At 72.1% G+C, this 19,050-nt stretch carries 17 protein-coding genes; 8 read left to right on the top strand and 9 right to left on the bottom strand.

Features of this window, described 5'->3' with window-relative positions; genetic code table 11:
• Positions 1 to 27 precede the first annotated feature (27 nt).
• The 4 genes from tilS to folE all read left to right on the top strand — a co-directional run bounded on the left by tilS (position 28) and on the right by folE (position 4,676).
• Positions 28 to 1,059: a tRNA lysidine(34) synthetase TilS gene (gene tilS / locus OHS82_RS19155; RefSeq protein WP_057577732.1), complete on the top strand. Its 1,032-nt coding sequence runs from the start codon at positions 28 to 30 to the stop codon at positions 1,057 to 1,059.
• Positions 1,060 to 1,133: 74 nt separating this feature from the next.
• Positions 1,134 to 1,694, top strand: a complete 561-nt coding sequence (gene hpt / locus OHS82_RS19150; RefSeq protein WP_057577731.1) for a hypoxanthine phosphoribosyltransferase — start codon at positions 1,134 to 1,136, stop codon at positions 1,692 to 1,694.
• A gap of 185 nt (positions 1,695 to 1,879) precedes the next feature.
• Entirely contained in the window at positions 1,880 to 3,919 is a 2,040-nt protein-coding gene (gene ftsH / locus OHS82_RS19145) for an ATP-dependent zinc metalloprotease FtsH (RefSeq protein ID WP_319188521.1), read from the top strand.
• 151 nt (positions 3,920 to 4,070) lie between these two features.
• The gene (gene folE, locus OHS82_RS19140) at positions 4,071 to 4,676 is read left to right on the top strand and encodes a GTP cyclohydrolase I FolE (RefSeq protein ID WP_057577729.1); all 606 of its coding nucleotides are present in this window, start codon (positions 4,071 to 4,073) and stop codon (positions 4,674 to 4,676) included.
• Between the two features lie 57 nt (positions 4,677 to 4,733).
• Here folE and OHS82_RS19135 read toward each other — a convergent pair whose 3' ends face one another.
• The 6 genes from OHS82_RS19135 to OHS82_RS19110 all read right to left on the bottom strand — a co-directional run bounded on the left by OHS82_RS19135 (position 4,734) and on the right by OHS82_RS19110 (position 9,931).
• Positions 4,734 to 5,219: a DUF3180 domain-containing protein gene (locus OHS82_RS19135; RefSeq protein ID WP_057577728.1), complete on the bottom strand. Its 486-nt coding sequence runs from the start codon at positions 5,217 to 5,219 to the stop codon at positions 4,734 to 4,736.
• Between the two features lie 56 nt (positions 5,220 to 5,275).
• Positions 5,276 to 5,887 carry a 2-amino-4-hydroxy-6-hydroxymethyldihydropteridine diphosphokinase gene (gene folK / locus OHS82_RS19130; protein ID WP_057577727.1) on the bottom strand — a complete coding sequence of 204 codons (612 nt, stop codon included), beginning with the start codon at positions 5,885 to 5,887 and terminating at the stop codon, positions 5,276 to 5,278.
• Positions 5,884 to 6,243, bottom strand: coding sequence for a dihydroneopterin aldolase (folB, locus tag OHS82_RS19125; protein ID WP_057577726.1), 360 nt, complete (start codon positions 6,241 to 6,243; stop codon positions 5,884 to 5,886). The genes folK and folB overlap by 4 nt, the downstream gene beginning before the upstream one ends.
• A 279-nt stretch (positions 6,244 to 6,522) precedes the next feature.
• On the bottom strand, positions 6,523 to 7,035 hold the full coding sequence (locus OHS82_RS19120; RefSeq protein ID WP_057577725.1) for a nuclear transport factor 2 family protein: 513 nt from the start codon (positions 7,033 to 7,035) through the stop codon (positions 6,523 to 6,525).
• Positions 7,032 to 8,018, bottom strand: coding sequence for a dihydropteroate synthase (folP, locus tag OHS82_RS19115; RefSeq protein ID WP_242433094.1), 987 nt, complete (start codon positions 8,016 to 8,018; stop codon positions 7,032 to 7,034). The genes OHS82_RS19120 and folP overlap by 4 nt, the downstream gene beginning before the upstream one ends.
• 101 nt (positions 8,019 to 8,119) lie before the next feature.
• Positions 8,120 to 9,931 (bottom strand): phosphatidylglycerol lysyltransferase domain-containing protein, encoded by a 1,812-nt coding sequence (locus OHS82_RS19110; RefSeq protein ID WP_057577724.1) that lies wholly within the window; start codon positions 9,929 to 9,931, stop codon positions 8,120 to 8,122.
• A gap of 234 nt (positions 9,932 to 10,165) precedes the next feature.
• Here OHS82_RS19110 and OHS82_RS19105 point away from each other — a divergent pair, with 234 nt between their 5' ends.
• Positions 10,166 to 11,293: an alpha/beta hydrolase gene (locus tag OHS82_RS19105; RefSeq protein ID WP_057577723.1), complete on the top strand. Its 1,128-nt coding sequence runs from the start codon at positions 10,166 to 10,168 to the stop codon at positions 11,291 to 11,293.
• A 239-nt stretch (positions 11,294 to 11,532) separates the two neighbouring features.
• Positions 11,533 to 13,062 (top strand): hypothetical protein, encoded by a 1,530-nt coding sequence (locus tag OHS82_RS19100; RefSeq protein ID WP_328434196.1) that lies wholly within the window; start codon positions 11,533 to 11,535, stop codon positions 13,060 to 13,062.
• Positions 13,063 to 13,170: 108 nt separating this feature from the next.
• On the opposite strand, the gene OHS82_RS19095 is transcribed toward OHS82_RS19100, so the two are convergent.
• Both OHS82_RS19095 and OHS82_RS19090 read right to left on the bottom strand, forming a co-directional pair.
• Complete coding sequence (locus OHS82_RS19095; RefSeq protein ID WP_328436081.1) at positions 13,171 to 14,505, bottom strand: PH domain-containing protein; 1,335 nt, start codon at positions 14,503 to 14,505, stop codon at positions 13,171 to 13,173.
• Positions 14,506 to 14,552: 47 nt separating this feature from the next.
• Complete coding sequence (locus OHS82_RS19090) at positions 14,553 to 15,065, bottom strand: PH domain-containing protein (RefSeq protein WP_057577721.1); 513 nt, start codon at positions 15,063 to 15,065, stop codon at positions 14,553 to 14,555.
• Positions 15,066 to 15,096: 31 nt separating this feature from the next.
• Between OHS82_RS19090 and OHS82_RS19085 the strand changes: the two genes are divergently transcribed.
• Positions 15,097 to 16,248, top strand: coding sequence for an NADH-quinone oxidoreductase subunit D (locus OHS82_RS19085; protein WP_057577720.1), 1,152 nt, complete (start codon positions 15,097 to 15,099; stop codon positions 16,246 to 16,248).
• Between the two features lie 95 nt (positions 16,249 to 16,343).
• Here the strand turns inward: OHS82_RS19085 and OHS82_RS19080 are convergent, their stop codons facing one another.
• Positions 16,344 to 17,600 (bottom strand): SAM-dependent methyltransferase, encoded by a 1,257-nt coding sequence (locus OHS82_RS19080; RefSeq protein WP_328434195.1) that lies wholly within the window; start codon positions 17,598 to 17,600, stop codon positions 16,344 to 16,346.
• A 154-nt stretch (positions 17,601 to 17,754) separates the two neighbouring features.
• On the opposite strand from OHS82_RS19080, the gene OHS82_RS19075 reads away from it, so the two are divergent.
• The gene (locus OHS82_RS19075) at positions 17,755 to 18,960 is read left to right on the top strand and encodes a sensor histidine kinase (RefSeq protein ID WP_328434194.1); all 1,206 of its coding nucleotides are present in this window, start codon (positions 17,755 to 17,757) and stop codon (positions 18,958 to 18,960) included.
• The last annotated feature ends 90 nt before the right edge of the window (positions 18,961 to 19,050 follow it).

Genomic DNA, 19,050 nt, shown 5'->3' with positions numbered 1-19,050 from the left:
CGAAAACTTCATGAAGGGAACCGGACAATGGGTCCCCATCCTGCGGTCGCGGCGATACGCCTGGCGGTCCGCCGCGTACTCCACGACGTCCTCAACGACCACCCCGCCCCCGAAGCGAGCGCGCACGAACAGCTCCCGTCGCCGCTCGTGCTCGTGGCGTGCTCCGGCGGCGCCGACTCCATGGCCCTCGCCTCCGCCCTCGCCTTCGAGGCCCCCCGGCTCGGCATCCGCGCCGGCGGCGTCACCGTGGACCACGGTCTGCAGCCCGGCTCCGACCTGCGCGCCGCGGAAGTCACCCTGCGCCTGCGTGAACTCGGCCTCGATCCCGTCGAGTCCACCGCCGTGACCGTCGGCCGCGAAGGCGGCCCCGAGGCAGCCGCCCGCGACGCCCGCTACAGCGCCCTCGACGCGGCCGCCGAGCGCCACGGCGCTGCCGCGGTCCTGCTCGGCCACACCCGCGACGACCAGGCCGAGACGGTCCTGCTCGGCCTCGCCCGCGGCTCCGGCATCCGCTCCCTGTCCGGCATGGCCGCCGTCTCCGGCGGACCGGGGGCCGCGCGTCGCTATCGCCGCCCCTTCCTCCAGCTCGACCGGCAGACCGCCCGCAAAGCCTGCATGGTCCAGTCCCTGCCCGTCTGGGACGACCCGCACAACGCCGACCCGGCCTACACCCGCTCCCGGCTCCGCCACGAAGGCCTGCCCGCCCTGGAGAAGGCCCTCGGCAAGGGCGTCGTCGAGGCGCTCGCCCGGACGGCCCAGCTCTCCCGCGACGACGCCGACGCGCTCGACGCCTGGGCCGGCCAGGCCGAGTCCTCCGTGCGGGACGCGGCCGGTCTGTTGGAGTGCGCCAAGCTCTATGCTCTGCCGCCCGCCGTGCGCCGCCGCATCCTGCGCCGCGCCGCGATCCAGGCGGGCGCCCCGGCCGGTTCCCTCTTCGCCCGGCACATCGAAGAGGTCGACCGGTTGATCACCGGATGGCGCGGCCAGGGGGTCATCAATCTCCCCGGCAAAGTCGTCGCCCAGCGCCAGGGTGGCAGACTGGTGATTCGGCAAGGCTGATCCGGACCCTCCGCCAGGACCGCGTACGTGGTCGTCGTGGGCGGTCCCGGCGGCCGGTAGGACAACCGAAAGTGATGCGGGTGGACGCGAAAGACATGGGCACCGACCTCAAAGAGGTGCTCATCACCAAGGAAGAGATCGACGCGAAGCTGGCCGAACTGGCCGCGAAGATCGACGCGGAGTACGCGGGCAAGGACCTGCTCATCGTCGGTGTCCTCAAGGGCGCGGTGATGGTCATGGCCGACCTCGCCCGAGCCCTGTCCACCCCCGTCACCATGGACTGGATGGCCGTGTCGTCCTACGGCGCGGGCACCCAGTCCTCCGGTGTGGTGCGGATCCTCAAGGACCTCGACACCGACATCAAGGGCAAGCACGTCCTCATCGTCGAGGACATCATCGACTCCGGCCTGACCCTGTCCTGGCTGCTGTCCAACCTCGGCTCGCGCGAGCCCGCCTCCCTCAAGGTGTGCACGCTGCTGCGCAAGCCCGAGGCCGCCAAGGTGGCCATCGACGTCGAGTGGGTCGGCTTCGACATCCCGAACGAGTTCGTGGTCGGCTACGGCCTCGACTACGCCGAGAAGTACCGGAACCTCCCGTTCGTCGGTACGCTCGCGCCCCACGTCTACGGCGGCTGAACCCGAAAAGCCCAAGCCCCGTACGAAGATCGGGAACCCCGGCGGGCCTCACGCCGTTGGAGCATGCAGACGGGTGCGCCAGCCGTCCCGTGCGGCTTTGCGCGACGAAGCTGGGGTACCGTCAGAAGAACTGTCTTATCAAACTCACTATGGCAGGAGGGACGGGGCGACACCGCTCCGTATGGATGGACGTGAAGCGATACTTCCGTGGGCCGGTCATGTGGATCGTGCTGGCCGTCCTTGCCGTGGTCGTGTTGATGCAGGTCGTCGGCTCGTCCGGCGGCTACAAGACGGTGGACACCGGCCAGGTCATTGCAGCGATCAACGACAACAAGGTCGAGTCGGCCAAACTCACCACCGGTGACGAGCAGACCATCAAGGCCACGCTCAAAGACGGCGTGAAGATCAAGGGCAGCTCGAAGATCCAGGCGAGCTACATCGGCGATCAGGGCGTGACGATCGCCAACACGCTGCAGACCAAGTACCAGGACAAGCAGATCCCGGACGGCTACACGGTCTCTCCGACGAAGCAGAACGCCTTCGTCGGGATCCTGCTGTCCCTGCTCCCCTTCGTCCTCATCGTGGTCGTCTTCCTGTTCCTGATGAACCAGATGCAGGGCGGCGGCTCCCGGGTCATGAACTTCGGGAAGTCCAAGGCCAAGCTCATCACCAAGGACACCCCGAAGACGACGTTCGCCGACGTCGCCGGATCCGACGAGGCCGTCGAGGAACTCCACGAGATCAAGGAGTTCCTCCAGGAACCGGCGAAGTTCCAGGCCGTCGGCGCCAAGATCCCCAAGGGCGTGCTCCTGTACGGCCCGCCCGGCACCGGCAAGACGCTCCTCGCGCGCGCCGTCGCCGGGGAAGCGGGCGTTCCCTTCTACTCGATCTCCGGTTCCGACTTCGTCGAGATGTTCGTCGGCGTCGGCGCCTCCCGGGTCCGCGATCTCTTCGAGCAGGCCAAGGCGAACGCCCCGGCGATCGTCTTCGTCGACGAGATCGACGCGGTCGGCCGCCACCGCGGCGCCGGCCTCGGCGGCGGACACGACGAGCGCGAGCAGACCCTGAACCAGCTCCTCGTCGAGATGGACGGCTTCGACGTGAAGGGCGGCGTGATCCTCATCGCCGCCACGAACCGACCCGACATCCTCGACCCGGCGCTGCTGCGCCCCGGCCGTTTCGACCGCCAGATCGCGGTCGACCGCCCGGACATGCAGGGCCGTCTGGAGATCCTCAAGGTCCACCAGAAGGGCAAGCCGGTCGCGCCCGACGTCGACCTGTCCGCCGTCGCCCGCCGCACCCCCGGCTTCACCGGTGCCGATCTCTCCAACGTGCTGAACGAGGCCGCGCTGCTGACGGCCCGCTCGGACAAGAAGCTGATCGACAACCACATGCTGGACGAGGCGATCGACCGTGTGGTCGCGGGCCCGCAGAAGCGGACCCGGATCATGTCGGACAAGGAGAAGAAGATCACCGCGTACCACGAGGGCGGTCACGCCCTGGTCGCGGCGGCCTCTCCGAACTCCGACCCGGTCCACAAGATCACGATCCTCTCGCGAGGCCGTGCCCTGGGCTACACGATGGTGCTGCCGGAGGAGGACAAGTACTCCACCACGCGCAACGAGATGCTGGACCAGCTGGCCTACATGCTGGGCGGCCGCGCGGCCGAGGAGCTCGTCTTCCACGACCCGACCACGGGCGCGGCGAACGACATCGAGAAGGCCACCACCACGGCCCGCGCGATGGTCACCCAGTACGGCATGACCGAGCGTCTGGGCGCGATCAAGTTCGGCGGCGACAACACCGAGCCGTTCCTCGGCCGTGAGATGGCTCACCAGCGCGACTACTCGGAAGAGGTCGCCGCGCTGGTGGACGAGGAAGTCAAGAAGCTCATCGAGAACGCGCACAACGAGGCCTGGGAGATCCTGGTCGAGAACCGCGACGTCCTCGACAACCTGGTGCTGCAGCTGCTGGAGCGGGAGACGCTGGGCAAGGAGGAGATCGCCGAGATCTTCTCGTCCATCGTCAAGCGCCCGGCGCGGCCCGCCTGGACCGGCTCCTCGCGCCGCACGCCGTCCACCCGTCCGCCGGTGCTCTCCCCCAAGGAGCTCGCCCTGACGAACGGTGCCAACGGCGCCACCCCGGCGATCTCGACCGCGAAGTCCACCGTGGTCGACGCCGGCCCGGTGGCCGAGCCCAGCCCGGAGGAACGCCCCGAGAGCTGACCTGCTCCCGGCGGCCTCACCAGGCCCGGAATGGATGCCGCGCCCCCCAGGTTCTAGCCTGGGGGGCGCGGCATTTCTCCTGAACGATGCTCGATGCCGCAGATGAGGCGCGTGACCCATACGCGCGACCCGCACAGGAACGAGGCACCAGATGACCGACCCCGTGACGCTGGACGGCGAGGGCTCGATCGGCGAGTTCGACGAGAAGCGCGCCGAGAACGCCGTACGGGAGCTCCTGATCGCGGTCGGTGAGGACCCGGACCGCGAGGGCCTCCGGGAGACGCCGGCGCGGGTGGCGAGGGCGTACCGGGAGCTGCTGGCGGGCCTCAGGCAGGTGCCCGAGGACGTGCTGACGACGACGTTCGACCTCGGTCACGACGAGATGGTGCTCGTCAAGGACATCGAGATCGTCTCGCTCTGCGAGCATCACATGCTGCCGTTCCACGGGGTCGCGCACGTGGGCTACATCCCGGCGGAGTCCGGCAAGATCACGGGTCTGTCCAAGCTGGCGCGGCTGGTGGAGGTGTTCGCGCGCCGCCTCCAGGTCCAGGAACGTCTCACCACGCAGGTGGCGGACTCCCTCATGCGGATTCTCGAGGCCCGTGGCGTGATCGTCGTCATCGAGGCCGAGCACATGTGCATGTCCGTGCGCGGCATCCGCAAGCCGGGCGCCAAGACCACCACCTCCGCGGTGCGGGGGCAGCTCAGGGACGCGACGACCCGCGCGGAGGCGATGAGCCTGATACTGGCGCGCTGACGCCGCCCGAGCTTCCACCTGTCTTCTTCGGCCCCGCCGCGCGCGTGCGCGGCGGGGTCATGCCGTCGAGGCCGCGCCGTTCTCGTGGTCGTCGTCCTCCGGGAGCTTGCAGACGCGTTCCAGGAAGACGGCCGCCGCTATGACGGCGATGCCCGCGAGGACCGAGAAGCCGGCGTAGATGGCCTGGTCGCGGCGGGCGGGGATGTCCAGGGACTCCAGGAGGAAGACACCCGTGCCTCCGTACATGCCGGAGACGAGCGCGGCCACGAGGGCGCTGGCCTGGCCGAAGACGACCGCGCGGGCCGCCATCAGCGGGTCGACGCCCTTCGCCTCGGGGCGGCGCTCGCGCTGGGCCTTGAGGCGCGAGCGCAGCGAGATCGCCGTGGCGAGCAGGATCACCGCGATCACGGCGAGCACGATGGGCGCGGCCAACGGGACGCTGGGCAGGGTCCCGACCGAGTTCCAGAGGCGGGCGCCCGCCCAGGACAGGACGCCGGCCACGACGAACACGCCTGCCAGCACCCTGATGTGCAGCTCTCTCACGGTGTCCCTTCAGCTCCCCCGCAGTGGTCCTGCGACCTTCCTGTTGACCTTAACGACTACTCGGGCAGGTGGAGTTCCAGGTCCCCCCGGGCGGCGACGCCCTCGCGGGTGACCGCGTCGAGAAGGTCGGCGACCGCGCCGAGGCCGGGGAGTTGGGCCTCGGGCTCCACGTCGTGCCAGGGGGCGAGCACGAACGCCCGCTCATGGGCGCGGGGGTGAGGGAGGGTGAGGTGCGGGTCGTCGTCCACGACGTCGGCGTACGCGACGATGTCGACGTCCAGCGTGCGTGCGCCCCAGCGTTCGTCCCGTACCCGGTGGAAGGCCTCCTCGACGGCGTGCGCCCGCTCCAGGAGGGAGGACGGCGGCAGGGTCGTCTTCAGCAGGACCACGGCGTTGAAGTACGAGGGCTGGCTGCCGGGCTCGACGCCCCAGGGCGCCGTCTCGTACACGGGGGAGACGGCCTTGATGCGGACGCCCGGGGTGTCCTCGAGGGCGTCGATGGCGCCCTGCAGCGTCTCCAGGCGGTTGCCCAGGTTGGAGCCGAGGGAGAGCACGGCGCGTTTGGGGTTGTGCAGGGTGGTGTCGGCGGCGTCGACCCTCTCGACGACGGAGGCGGGCACCGGCTGTACGGTCGGGTCGCTCTGACCCCCGGCGAAGAACGCGGTCATACTCGGCTCCGGGTGATGGTGACGGTCACGTCGTCGAAGGGGACGGTGATCGGGGCGTCCGGTTTGTGGACGCAGACCTCGACCTCCTGGACCACCTCGTGCTTCAGACAGACCTGGGCGATGCGTGCGGCGAGCGTCTCGACGAGGTCGACGGGCTCGCCCTCGACGACGGCCACGACCTCCTCCGCCACGATGCCGTAGTGCACGGTCTTCGCCAGGTCGTCGTCGGCCGCGGCCGGCCGGGTGTCCAGGCCCAGGACGAGGTCCACGATGAAGGTCTGGCCCTCCTCGCGTTCCCTGGGGAACACGCCGTGGTACCCGCGAGCCTTGAGGCCGCGCAGCGCGACACGATCCACGCGAATCACTCCTGCAGTCGTCGGTTCCGGCCGGTGCGTGCCGTGTGCGGGCGGCACCCCGGCCTCGCTCGAATCTACCCGCGAGCACCGACAGACCCGGTCTCCGGCCGCGGTGACCCGGGCGGGAGCCCGGAATCCCACCGGCCGTTCCCCTCGGGGAACCCCGTGGCTCACGGGTCGGTAGCCGCCCCTACCCACGGTTCGTGATTCCAACCACTTCTTCGCCCGGGCGGGCCGTCCGGGCCTCGTCGCCCGCCTTCCGGTGGCCCTCCCGACCGCTCAGGACGGGGTGTCGTCCTCGTCGTCGTCCTCGTTCTCGTCGTTCTCGGTCAGAACCGGCGAGGCGTGGTGCGACCAGAGCTTCCAGCCGTCCGGCGTCCGGCGGAACACGTTGGTGGCGACCACGAGCTGGCCGACGAGCGGCCCGAGCTCCTCGCCGGCCTCCGGTGCCGGACCGCCGCTGAGGATGTTCTCGGTGCAGTTCACCAGGGCGGTGTCGCCGGTGACCGAGACGTGGACGTCGGTGAGGAAGAACTGGATGTAGTCGGTGTTCGCCATGATCAGCGCGTACGACCGAAGGACCTCGCCGCGTCCGGTGAGCACGGGCCAGCCGGGGTGCACGCAGGAGACCACGCCGACGTCCGCCGGATCGTGGTAGGTCTCGTCCACGCCCAGATCGGACGGGGCCAGCCAGAAGGAGGACACCCCGTCGAAATCACCTTGCTCCAGTGCCTCGTAGAAGGCGGTGTTGGCGGCCTCGACCTGCTCGACGTCCGTGTGGGGGGCGCTCACCGGGCTCCTTCTGCGCGGGGCGGGTGGGACGGGGCGGGCGCGTCGGGTCTGCCGTGCGCGCCGGATGCGTCCGCCGCCGGCCGTGCCGGGTCGGGTACGCCCGCCCCCGGCGTGCGTCTCTCGTCGCGCGCCCCTTCCACGGCGCGAGCGACCTGCACCGCGTCGGCCGTCGCGCGGACCTCGTGCACGCGGACCGCCCAGGCGCCGGCCTGCGCCGCGAGGGCGGACACGGCGGCGGTGGCGGCGTCCCGCTCGCGCGCGGGGGGCGGGGCGCCTTCGGGTCCGGCCAGGACGCGGCCGAGGAACCGCTTGCGGGAGGCCGCGACGAGCAGCGGGTGCCCGAGGGAGTGCAGCCGGTCCAGGTGGGCGAGCAGGGTGAGGTCGTGGTCGGCCTCCTTGGAGAAGCCGAGTCCGGGGTCGACGACGATGCGGTCGGGGGAGACACCGCCGGCGAGGACGGCGTCCACGCGCGCGTGGAGCTCGTCGACCACCTCGGCGACGACGTCTGCGTAGACGCCGCGGACGTTGCCGCCTTCGAGGAAGCCGCGCCAGTGCATGACCACGAAGGGGGCTCCGGCGTCCGCCACCGCGGGAATCATCGCCGGGTCGGCGAGGCCGCCGCTGACGTCGTTGACGAGGGCGGCGCCGGCCGCGAGGGCCCTGGCGGCGACGGAGGCGCGCATGGTGTCGACGGAGACGACGACGCCTTCGGAGGCGAGACCGCGGACGACGGGGACGACCCGGCGGAGCTCCTCGGCCTCGTCGACGCGGGTGGCGCCCGGCCGGGTGGACTCGCCGCCGACGTCGACCAGGTCCGCGCCTTCGGCGACGAGGTGGAGGCCGTGCTTGACGGCGGCCGTCGTGTCGAACCACCGGCCGCCGTCGGAGAAGGAGTCGGGGGTCACGTTGACGACTCCCATGACCGCGCAGCGGTCCCATTGCGGAAGTCCGACGACGCGCCCGCGTCCGCTCTGCTTGCTCATATGTTCAGCGTAGGCCCAGGAGGGAGCCGCGCCGCGGCGTGGCTCCCTGGCGGGGCCACGCCAGGGAACGCACCGGCAGCGGCTCCGCGGGCCCATGCGGCCTACGCCGCCCGCACGTCTCTCTCCGCCACCGCGTGCGCGCACACGCGGGCCGCGGCGGAGCGACGGCGCAGGAAGCGCGGCAGGGGCAGAGCGAGGCTGACGAAGCCCTCGGCCTGCATGGCGGCGAAGCCGATGCGGGGCAGGTCGGCGGAGGCGCGGTAGACGACGAAGCGGGGTTCCCAGCGAGGCTGGAACTTGGCGTTGAACTTGTACAGCGACTCGATCTGGAACCAGCGTGAGAGGAAGACCAGCAGCCCGCGCCAGGCGCGCAGCACGGGACCGGCGCCGATCTTCTCGCCGCGGGCCAGGGCGGAGCGGAACATGGCGAAGTTCAGCGACACGCGCGTGATGCCGAACTTCGGCGCCGCCTGGAGAGCGGCGACGATCAGCAGTTCGTTCATGCCGGGGTCGGCCGAGCGGTCGCGTCGCATCAGGTCGAGGGAGGCGCCGTCCGGGCCCCAGGGCACGAAGTGCAGGATCGCCTTCAGGTCGCCGTACTCGCCGGGGACCTCGTCGGCCTTGTGGGCGGTGGCGATGAGGCAGTCCCCGTCGGAGGCGTCGCCGACGCGGCCCAGGGCCATGGAGAAGCCGCGCTCGGTGTCGGTGCCGCGCCAGTCCTCCGCGGCCCGCCGGATGCGCTCCAGTTCGGCCTCGCCCAGGTCACGTACGCGCCGGACCCGGGTCTCGTAACCGGCGCGTTCGATGCGCTTGACCATTTGTCGCACGTTGCGCATCGCGCGGCCGGCGAGGGAGAAATCCGCCACGTCCACCACCGCCTCGTCGCCCAGCTCCAGGGCGTCCAGGCCGGTCTCGCGGGTCCACACCTCGCCGCCGGTCTCCGAGCAGCCCATGACGGCGGGCGTCCAGGAGTGGGCCTTGGCCTCGTCCATGAAGCGCTCGATGGCGCCGGGCCAGGCCTCGACGTCGCCGATGGGGTCGCCGCTGGCGAGCATCACGCCGGAGACCACGCGGTAGGTGACGGCGGCCTTGCCGCTGGGGGAGAACACGACGGCCTTGTCGCGGCGCAGCGCGAAGTGGCCGAGGGAGTCGCGCCGGCCGTGCTTGTCCAGCAGGGCGCGCAGCCGGCTCTCGTCCTCCTCGGTGAGGCGCGCGGCCGGGTGCTCGGGGCGGAAGGCGAGGTAGATCGTGGTGACGGCGGTGATCCAGCCGAGGGCGCCGAGGGAGAAGGCGACCGTCCAGGAGGTGTTGCCCTGGTAGTCGACCGGGCCCTCGAAGCCGAAGAGGCCGTACAGGACGTGCGTGATGCGATCGGCCAGGCTCGGGTCGCCGATCAGGCGCCCCGGGTGGACGCTGACGATGACCAGGCCCAGACCCAGGGAACCGGCGCCCATGAGGACGAAGTTGGCGAGTGCACGCCAGCGGCTGCGCGGATCGGGCAGCGCCTTGAACTGGTCGCGGTGCACCAGCAGCGGAACGAGGAGGGCGACCGAGATGAGCGCGCCCACGATCGAGTGCCGGTACATGAACTGCGAGATCGCGCCCGCCGGGAGCAGGACCACCGCGGCTCGCCAGGCGCGCCGCTTGCCGCGCCGGAGACCGTGGGCGAGCAGCAGCAACAGGACGCCGGCGCTGAGCGACAGCGCCGCCGCGAAGGGGCCGAACGAACCGGGCAGCACCTCGGCGAAGCTGTGCATACGGCTGTGCCGGAACCGCGGGAAGACGCCGCCGGCGACGTCCAGCAGGCCCACGAGGGCACAGGCCCGGGCGACGAGGGAGGGCACGGCCTCGGGGCGCGGACCTCGCACTATCCGCCGCACCCGGCTGCTACGGGGCGGAACCCCACCCGACATTTCCCCATCTTCGGTGACAGACATCGCATCCCGTAGTTCCGCGAGAGACTTTGGACCCGGTGCCGATTCGGGCATCCGGCGACATTGCGCCCTCTAGGACGGTGTCTTGGGGAGAGAGGTTCACTCGTCTCGCCAAAGCCGTTGAAAAGAACAGGGAAAGTTCGGGACAAGCCCTCGCGAAGGAGTCGGGGGAGCGGGCGTGATCCCGGACGGAGAGCAGGCAGGAAACACCGCATGGGTCTCACGAGCAACAAAGTGCTGCTGCTGTCAGTGCTGTTCGCCGTATTGCTGTTCATCGGAACGGTGTGGCTGTGGCCGCGGCTGGCCAAGCGCAACTGGCGGGCCGTCGGCGGGCGCATCGGGCTGCTGCTCGCCACGCAATTGGCGCTCTTCGTGTCCATAGGGCTGTCCGCCAACCAGGCGTTCGGCTTCTACGCCAGTTGGGCGGACCTGTTCGGTCAGGAGACGGATCAGGGCGTGGTCGTCGACCATGCGAAGGGCGGCGCGCCGGCCGGTCCGCTGCGGGTGGTCGACACCCGGCGGGTGGACGGCAGCGGCAGCGGGATGCCGCGCTTCGGCGGGCAGATCCAGAAGATCGCCGTCATCGGGCGTACGACGGACATCGCCACGCCCGCGTACGTGTATTTGCCGCCGGAGTACTTCGAGCCGCAGTACCGCACGCGGACCTTCCCCGCGGCCGTCGTCCTGACGGGCTACCCGGGCACGGCGGAGGCGCTGGTGAACAAGCTGCACTACCCGAGCACCGCGCGGACGCTCGCGAAGAACGGGCGCATGCAGCCGATGATCCTGGTGATGATGCGGCCGACCGTGGCGCCGCCGCGGGACACCGAGTGCGTGGACATCCCGCACGGCCCGCAGACCGAGTCGTTCTTCGCCAAGGACCTGCCGGAGGCTGTGACGGCCCACTACCGGGTGAACAAGAAGCCCGGCGGCTGGGGCATCATCGGCGACTCCACGGGCGGCTACTGCGCCCTGAAGCTGGCGATGCACCACCCGGAGGTCTACGGGGCGGGCGCGGGCCTGTCGGCCTACTACAAGGCGCCGAGCGACCCGACCACCGGCGATCTCTTCCACGGGAACAAGAAGCTCCGCAATGAAGCCGATTTGCACTGGTTTCTGAAGAATCGTTCCGCTCCGGCCACCTCGCTGCTCGTCACCAGCAGCAAGGCCGGGGAATCGAACTACAAGCCCACGCTGAAGTTCATAGAGCTGGCGAAGTCCACCCACCGGACCAGGATCTCGTCGATCATCCTGGAAAGCGGCGGGCACAACTTCAACACCTGGCGCCGGGAGATCCCGCCGACCCTGGAGTGGATCAGCGCGCGGCTCACCGCGCGGTGAACGGGGCGATGAGGCGGGCGGTGAACGGGGCGGTGAACGGGGCGGTCGGCGGGGGCCGGGGCCCCGTGGGGCCGGGGAGACCGGTGAGGTGATTCGGGATCCGGGGGCCAGAAATGATCTTGTCGTTTGTCGAATTCGGTGACAGCCGGGATTCGTGATGTCGTGTGAAGGCTTCGGTATGGCTGAGTTTTTGTGGGGCGGGGCGCCAACATTCGCCTACGCGCGGTAAGTTTCTGGCCATGCCACGTGGACGTCACCGTCATTCCCCGCCTCTGCACAGGCTGCTGCCCCCCTCGGTGATCGCAGGCGTCTCCCTTGTCTGCGCTCTCGGCCCCTGGGTGTTCACGCAACAGACGACTCTCCGCGGCCTGGCGGCGGCGGCCGCGGCCACGGCGATCGTCGGCGCGGTCGTGATGCGCCGCTGGGACATGCAGGCCGGCAAGCACGTCGCCGACCTCACGCGCGCGCGTGCCAGTGACGAGTGGCGTTACGAGGAACGGGTCGCCGAACTGGAGAGCGACCTCGACGAGTCGCGTGAGCTGCGGGTCAAGCTCGAGCAGCGGCTGCGGGCCAAGCGTGCCGAACTCGCCGGCCTGCGCAACGAGCACGCGGCGCTGCTGCGCCGCTACGCCACCGCGGAGACCGAGCGGGCAAGCGCCCTGGAAGGTCGCCGGCTGCTCGAGATAGAGGCGGTGCCGGCACTGCCGGGCGCGCCCGCGAGCGAGGCCGCCGAGTCGGCGGAGGTCGACGGGGCGGTTGCGGCGGACAGCGCGGTTGCGGCGGACGAGACGGCTGCCGCCGAGCCGGCCGAGCCCCGCGAGGACGCGGCGCCGTTCTCGACGGTCTTCTCGCCCGAGGGTTCGAAGCTGTTCCTGCGGGCGCAGGCCGCGCTGGCGCGGCTGGACACCGACGTCGTCGAGTCGGGGAAGGACGAGGACCTCGCCGGGGACCTCGCCGCGGACCCCTCCGGGGAGGAGCCCGCGCGGGCGGCCTCCGCGGAGCACGGTGCCGCCGACGACGCGAACGCCGCCCAGGAGGACGAGGCGCAGGGGAAGCCCGAGGCGGTCGACGAGCACGCGCACGCGACCGCCCCCCACCCGGCAGCCGACACCGAGACCTCGCAGGACACCGAGACCTCGCAGGACTCCGAGGCTTCGCAGGACTCCGAGACGCCGCAGGGCGACAGGGCGCCGCACGACACGGCCCCGGGAATCGCCCTGGAGACCGCGCGCCCGGGCACCCTGGCCGACGCACCGGCAGTCGACGCACCCCAAGCGGTCAGGTCCCGTGGGGAGTCGGACGCCGCGCGGACCGCGTCGCAGCCCGAGCCGCCTCTGGACCCGGAGCCCGGCGCCGCCCCGGCGCCCACCGCCCCCGCCGCCGTCGAGGCCGCTGCGGCGGGTGAGGCCGACGCGCTCGTTCCGCGCCCAGCCACTTCCGTTCGGGCGCCGTCCGGTCACTTCGCCGTGCCGACCGCCGTGGCCGTCGTACCGGCCGCTCAGCCCTTGCGGCGTCGGACGGCCGAAGGCGGGTTCGACTTCTTCGGCACCAAGAGCGAGTCGGCTCCGGACGCCCTCGAGGCCGTCCAGAACGAGGACCTGGCGGACGTCGTCGGCCAGGAGGCCCTCGCGCTGCACAAGGCCGAGTCCGAGGCGGAGTTCAAGCCGGCCGACGAGGCGTCGCGCGGAGTCGGCCAGGTGATCGACCTGACCGCCCACGACGAGACGGAACAGATCGACCTCCAGCAGCTGCGCAGCGCAGTCTCCTGACGCCGTTGCCGTACTGCCGCTGCCGCTGATGCCGCTGTCGCCGCACCGCGCCCGGGCCCGGGCCCGAGCGGCACGCGGCCGGGGCGGCACGCGGCCTGGGCGGGCGGGTCATGCCATCCACCGGTCGGGCCGAGCGTCGCGGCGCCCGGTCCGAGACCGTTCGGCCTGACTGCGGAGCAGTCGCGCGGCCTCCTGAGCGTCCCTCAGACGGGCCGTGACGGTTTTGCCGGCCCCCGTGTCCACATGGACGTCCGCGAGGCCCCAGAGGCGCTGCCAGGGCCCCTGCGTCAACCGAACGCTCTGGACCTTGGCGTGCGGCACCAGCGACAGACGTCGGCGCAGCAGGCCGTGCCGCGCCGCGAACACGGTGCCCGTGACCGTGACGCCGTAGCCCCGCCACCACACCGGGACGCAGCGCCCGGCCCTGCGCGGCGGGCGCTGCAGCGACGCTTCGGCCGGCACGGCCACCCCGGGCAGCACGCGCGCGACGACGGTCTCCGCGGCCGCGTACGGGGCGACCGGCACGAGCACGGAGTTGGCGGAGCCGGCCACGTCCAGCTCGACGCGCACCCAGCGGCGCCGCCGCCACAGCAGCGGCTGGACGATGCGCACGGTCTGCACCCGCCCGGGCGGCACCGTCTCGTGCGTGCGGTCCAGCAGGCCGTGATCGATCCGCAGCCCGTCCGGCGACTCGCCGACCGTCCAGTCGTACTCGCCGACGAACCGCCCCATGCTGCTCGCACCGGCCGCGCCGAGCAACGGCACCCCGGTCGCCAGGACCGTCCACACGCTGTGGGTGGCCAGCCACAGCACGGGCGGCACGACGAGCGCGGCGGCCAGCGCGCCCCAGGTGGCGCCCGTCAGCGCCAGCGCGATCGCGAGCTCGCGGGCCGGCACCCGCAGCACCTCGCGCGCGGGTGCTTCCCCCACCTCGCGCGCCGCCTCCGGGGCGAAGCCCGCCGCGCGCGCGAGGAGCTCGGCCCGCAGCGCGCGGGCCTCGTCCTCGCCCAGGAAGGCGAGTTCGTCCTTCTTCTCGGCGCCCACGACGTCCAGCCGGAGTTTCGCCACGCCCGCGACCCGGGCCAGCAGCGGCTGACTGACGTCGATCGCCTGGATGCGTTCCAGCCGGATGTGCGCGGTGCGCCGGAACAGCAGCCCGGTCCGGATGCGCAGTTCGCCGTCGGTCACCGCGAAGTGGGTGAACCACCAGGTCAGAAAACCGTAGAGGGAGGCCGCGGGGACGAGGACGGCGAGCGCGACGAGCAGCGTCGTCGTGGTCAGCCGGGTGAGCTGCTCCTGCGCCTGGTTCGGGTCGTGCACCGCCCAGCCGACGAGGACGGCGACGGGCGCCCAGGCCCGTCGGAACGGCGTCACGGGATGCAGTCGGCGTTCGGCGGCGAGCGCCCCCGGACGGGCCCCGGACCCGCCGGGCGCCTGCGGCACGCCGTCCTCCACGTTGTCCTCCACGCCGCCCTCCACGCCCGGTGCCGTCACAGCCCCGCCGATCGGGCCTCGCCGAGTTCGGTGAGCCGGTCGCGCAGCCGTTCCGCCTCGGCGGGGTCGAGACCCGGGATGGCGGCGTCGGTCGCGGCGGCCGCGGTGTGCAGCTGGACGCCGGCCAGCCCGAAGCGGCGCCCGACGGGGCCTGAGGTGACCTCGACGAGCTGCATGCGCCCGTACGGCACGACGGTCTCCTCGTGCCACAGCACGCCCCGGCTGATCAGCAGGTCGTCGGCCCGCTCGGCGTACCGCCAGGAGCGCCAGTTGCGGCCGAGCAGCACCCAGCCCCAGCCGATGCCGGCCAGCGGCAGCAGTGCGAACGCGGCCCACGCGGGGCCGACGAGCAGGCCGAGCAGCAGGCCGGTGCCGACGGCGGCCGGCACCAGCCACACCACCAGCAGCAGCCGCCGCATCCGCAGCAGTGCGGCCGGCAGCCCGGTCCACTCCGGTCCGGCCTCCGTCGTCTCCGCGCCCCCCGGGCTCACCGGGCTCCCCGTCTCCATGGGCCCAGCGTACGTAGGGGAGACTGGTGCCATGACTCCCACGACGGAGACCACGGTCGGGATCGGCGGCGCCGCGGAGAGCACCGACATGGTGCTCAACATCGGCCCCCAGCACCCCTCCACGCACGGTGTGCTGCGGCTGCGGCTCGTGCTGGACGGCGAGCGCATCCAGCACGCGGAGCCGGTGATCGGCTACATGCACCGGGGCGCGGAGAAGCTGTTCGAGGCCCGCGACTACCGGCAGATCGTCATGCTGGCCAACCGTCACGACTGGCTGTCGGCGTTCTCCAACGAGCTGGGCGTGGTCCTCGCGGTGGAGCGGATGCTCGGCATGGAGGTCCCCGAGCGCGCGGTGTGGACGCGCACGCTGCTCGCCGAGCTGAACCGGGTGCTGAACCACCTGATGTTCCTCGGGTCCTACCCCCTGGAGCTCGGCGGCATCACACCGGTGTTCTACGCCTTCCGTGAGCGCGAGGTGCTGCAGAACGTGATGGAGGAGGTCTCCGGCGGGCGCATGCACTACATGTTCAACCGCGTCGGCGGCCTCAAGGAGGACGTGCCGGCCGGCTGGGCCTCCCGCGCGCGGGGGGCGGTCGCCGCCGTGCGCTCCCGTATGGACGTCTTCGACGACCTCGTGCTCGGCAACGAGATCTTCCGCGGGCGCACGCGGGACGTCGGCGTCCTCGCGCCGGAGCATGTGCACGCCTACGGCGTGAGCGGGCCGATCGCGCGCGGCTCGGGCGTCGATTTCGACCTGCGCAGGGACGAGCCCTACCTCGCCTACGGGGAACTGCAGGACACCCTGAAGGTGGTCACGCGCACCGAGGGCGACTGCCTCGCGCGCTTCGAGTGCCTCCTGGAGCAGACGTACAACGCGCTCGCTCTCGCGGACGCCTGCCTGGACCGTCTCGCCGACCTGCCGCCCGGCCCGATCAACCAGCGGCTGCCGAAGGTCCTCAAGGCGCCCGAGGGCCACACGTACGCCTGGACCGAGAACCCCCTCGGCATCAATGGCTACTACCTCGTCAGCAAGGGCGAGAAGACGCCGTACCGGCTGAAGCTGCGCTCGGCGTCGTACAACAACATCCAGGCGCTCACCGAGCTGCTGCCGGGCACGCTGGTCGCCGACATGGTGGCCATCCTGGGGTCGATGTTCTTCGTGGTGGGAGACATCGACAAGTAGTCGGCCGCAGGGCTGCCGGGTGGCGCGCGTGCGTGGCGACGGCCGGCCGGCCGGACGGCGGTCGCTCAGGGGGCGGCAGCACCGGAGACGGTCGCTCAGGGGGCCAGCGGGTCCGGGATGCCGACCGGCTGGACCAGCCAGCCGAAGTCGCCCAGCCCGCCCGGCGCGGTGAGTTCGCCGGCCGCTCCGGCGTTCACGAGGGCGCGCACATATGCGGCGGGGTCCGTGGAGGCGAGTGCGAGCGGGGGGCGCGTACCCGTGAGCCCCAGGGCGCGCAGTGCAGCCCGTTGGGTGAGCAGGCGTGCGCCGGGGCGCGTGCCCAGGCCCGTGATCGTGCGGGAGCCGGAGTGCGTGCCGGTGGCGGAGTGCCCGGGAGAGCCGGGCAGGGGGTGCGGGGCGTGCGTCAGCGCCGCGGTCCGCGCCCCCGCCTCCGCGCAGGCGTCCAGCGCCACGTGGGCCGTGATGTCGCAGGACCCGTCCGGGACGGGAGCCGTCTCACGTCCGTCCCGGAACCCGGTGAGAGTCCCGTACGGGGGGCGCGCGTCCGCGGTGTGCGCGTAGTCCACCGCCACCGCGAGCCCCCGTCCGACGCACGCCACGGCCGACGCCCACGCCAGGTCCCTGGGCAGCCCGATCTCGGCCCGCAGCCCCTCCTCGCCCCCCGGCGGCCACCAGCGCCCCAGCCAGTCCGCGTCGGCCCCCGACACCGGCTCCCCGAGTCGCTCGGTCCCGTCCTGCCGGACGAGGACCAGCCGCGCCACCCCGGCGGAGTCGACCTCCGCGACCTCGACCGGGACGTTGTCCAGCCACTCGTTGGCGAACAGCAGCCCGGTGACGGCCGACGGCGGCTCGCGGAGCCACTCGATCCGGTGAGCGAGCCCCTCGGGGCGGTCGGCGATCTCGACGGCGTACGCGCGCGTGCGGGAAAGCACTCCGGCGGGGAGCGCCGCCAGCACCGCGGCCACCAGTTCGCCCCGGCCGGCGGCCATGTCGACGAAGTCGAGCGACTCGGGCCGGCCAAGCGCCTCGTCCACCCGGCACAGGAGCCGGGCCACGGCCTCGGCGAAGAGCGGCGAGGCGTGCACGGACGTGCGGAAGTGCCCGGCGGGACCTTCGGGCCGCCGATAGAAGCCCTGCGCGGAGCCGCCCGAGCCCGTCCCGCCCGTGGCACCTGTAGCGCCCGTCGCGCCCGTCGGACGCGTCACGCCTGTCACGCCCGCCACGTTCGCCGCGCCCGTCACCCCTGGCGTGGCCGTCGTGCCCTCGCCGCTCGCTCCGTACAGCGCGGCCTGCGTCGCCGCGCGCCAGCCGCGCCACCCGCCCGAGCCGGTCGCCTCGCCCGAGCCCGTCACCTCGTCCGCCAGACCTCGTCCACCCCGACAGACTAGGCGGGTGGACCAGCCGTACAGGTGATCACGGCATCCACCTTGCGGAGTACACGCGCCCGTACCGGATCGGCCCTCCGGTTGACCCCCGCACGCATCGGGCTTCCCTACGCTGGGTTACGTGCAGCGCTTCTATGACTTCCTCCGCAGAAACCCGACCGGGGTCGACGGCTTCTGGGCCCTCGTCCTGTTCGGGATCTCTGTCGTGGCCGGAACCACCGGCCGGAACCAGCGCGGGGGCACCGACTCCATGGCGCTGTACGTGCCCGTCGTGCTTCTGCTCTGCCTGGTCATCGCGCTGCGTAGGCGGCTGCCCGAGAAGATGCTGCTGCTGGCCGCCGCCCTGGGGGTGGCGCAGCTGGCGCTGGACGTCTCGACGACGGCCGCCGACTTCGCCCTGCTGGTGATCGTCTACACGGTCGCGGCCAACGGCGCGCGCTGGGCGTCCAGGCTGGCGCTCGTGATGGGTCTGAGCGCGGCCACCCTCGCCCAGCTGCGCTGGCCGAACGAGAACTCGGGCGTGCCGGGCAACGCTGCGACCGTGGTCTTCCTGACGGTGCCGTTCGCGTTCGCCTGGGTGCTCGGCGACTCCATGCGCACCCGCCGCGCGTACTTCGCCCAGCTGGAGGAACGCGCGGCCCGTCTGGAGAAGGAGCGCGAGGCGCAGGCGAAGGTCGCCGTCGCCGCCGAGCGCGCCCGCATCGCCCGCGAGCTGCACGACGTCGTCGCGCACAACGTGTCGGTGATGGTGGTGCAGGCCGACGGCGCCGCATACGTCCTGGACGCCGCGCCCGACCAGGCGAAGACGGCCCTGGAGACGATCTCCTCCACCGGCCGCCAGGCCCTCGCCGAGATGCGCCGGCTGCTGGGCGTGCTGCGCACCGGCGAGCACCAGGAGGGCGGCGAGTACGTGCCGCAGCCCGACGTCGAGCAGATCGAGGACCTGGTCGAGCAGTGCCGCGGCTCGGGCCTGCCCGTGGACTTCAAGGTCGAGGGCACGGCCCGGCCGCTGCCCAGCGGCGTGGAGCTGACGGCGTACCGCATCGTGCAGGAGGCGCTGACCAACACGCGCAAGCACGGCGGGCCGAACACGGGTGCGAGCGTCCGCCTGGTCTACTTCGACGACGGTCTCGGGCTGCTCGTGGAGGACGACGGCAAGGGCGCCCCGCACGAGCTGTACGAGGAGGGCGGGGCCGACGGCGCCGGGCACGGACTGATCGGCATGCGCGAACGGGTCGGCATGGTCGGCGGCACCCTGGACGCGGGCCCGCGACCGGGCGGAGGATTCCGGATCAGCGCCCTGCTCCCGCTCAAACCGGCGCATTGACGCTGACGCACGCCCCTCGTTGACACCTGTCACGCCCCGTGAACCGCCCGCCCGACCCACCCCACCCGCTCTCCCCACGCTCCCCCGACC

This window comes from Streptomyces sp. NBC_00425, from assembly GCF_036030735.1.
Lineage (GTDB): Bacteria > Actinomycetota > Actinomycetes > Streptomycetales > Streptomycetaceae > Streptomyces.
Note: the sequence above shows the minus strand (reverse complement) of the source record. Positions and strands in the feature narration are given on the sequence as shown.

Coding starts and splice junctions, on each gene's coding strand:
- OHS82_RS19105 (WP_057577723.1), top strand. CDS start 10,166: ATGGGTCTCACGAGCAACAAAGTGCTGCTGCTGTCAGTGCTGTTCGCC.
- OHS82_RS19085 (WP_057577720.1), top strand. CDS start 15,097: ATGACTCCCACGACGGAGACCACGGTCGGGATCGGCGGCGCCGCGGAG.
- folP (WP_242433094.1), bottom strand. CDS start 8,018: ATGAGCAAGCAGAGCGGACGCGGGCGCGTCGTCGGACTTCCGCAATGG.
- OHS82_RS19110 (WP_057577724.1), bottom strand. CDS start 9,931: ATGTCGGGTGGGGTTCCGCCCCGTAGCAGCCGGGTGCGGCGGATAGTG.
- folK (WP_057577727.1), bottom strand. CDS start 5,887: ATGACCGCGTTCTTCGCCGGGGGTCAGAGCGACCCGACCGTACAGCCG.
- ftsH (WP_319188521.1), top strand. CDS start 1,880: ATGGACGTGAAGCGATACTTCCGTGGGCCGGTCATGTGGATCGTGCTG.
- tilS (WP_057577732.1), top strand. CDS start 28: ATGGGTCCCCATCCTGCGGTCGCGGCGATACGCCTGGCGGTCCGCCGC.
- OHS82_RS19090 (WP_057577721.1), bottom strand. CDS start 15,065: ATGGAGACGGGGAGCCCGGTGAGCCCGGGGGGCGCGGAGACGACGGAG.
- folE (WP_057577729.1), top strand. CDS start 4,071: ATGACCGACCCCGTGACGCTGGACGGCGAGGGCTCGATCGGCGAGTTC.
- OHS82_RS19100 (WP_328434196.1), top strand. CDS start 11,533: ATGCCACGTGGACGTCACCGTCATTCCCCGCCTCTGCACAGGCTGCTG.
- hpt (WP_057577731.1), top strand. CDS start 1,134: ATGCGGGTGGACGCGAAAGACATGGGCACCGACCTCAAAGAGGTGCTC.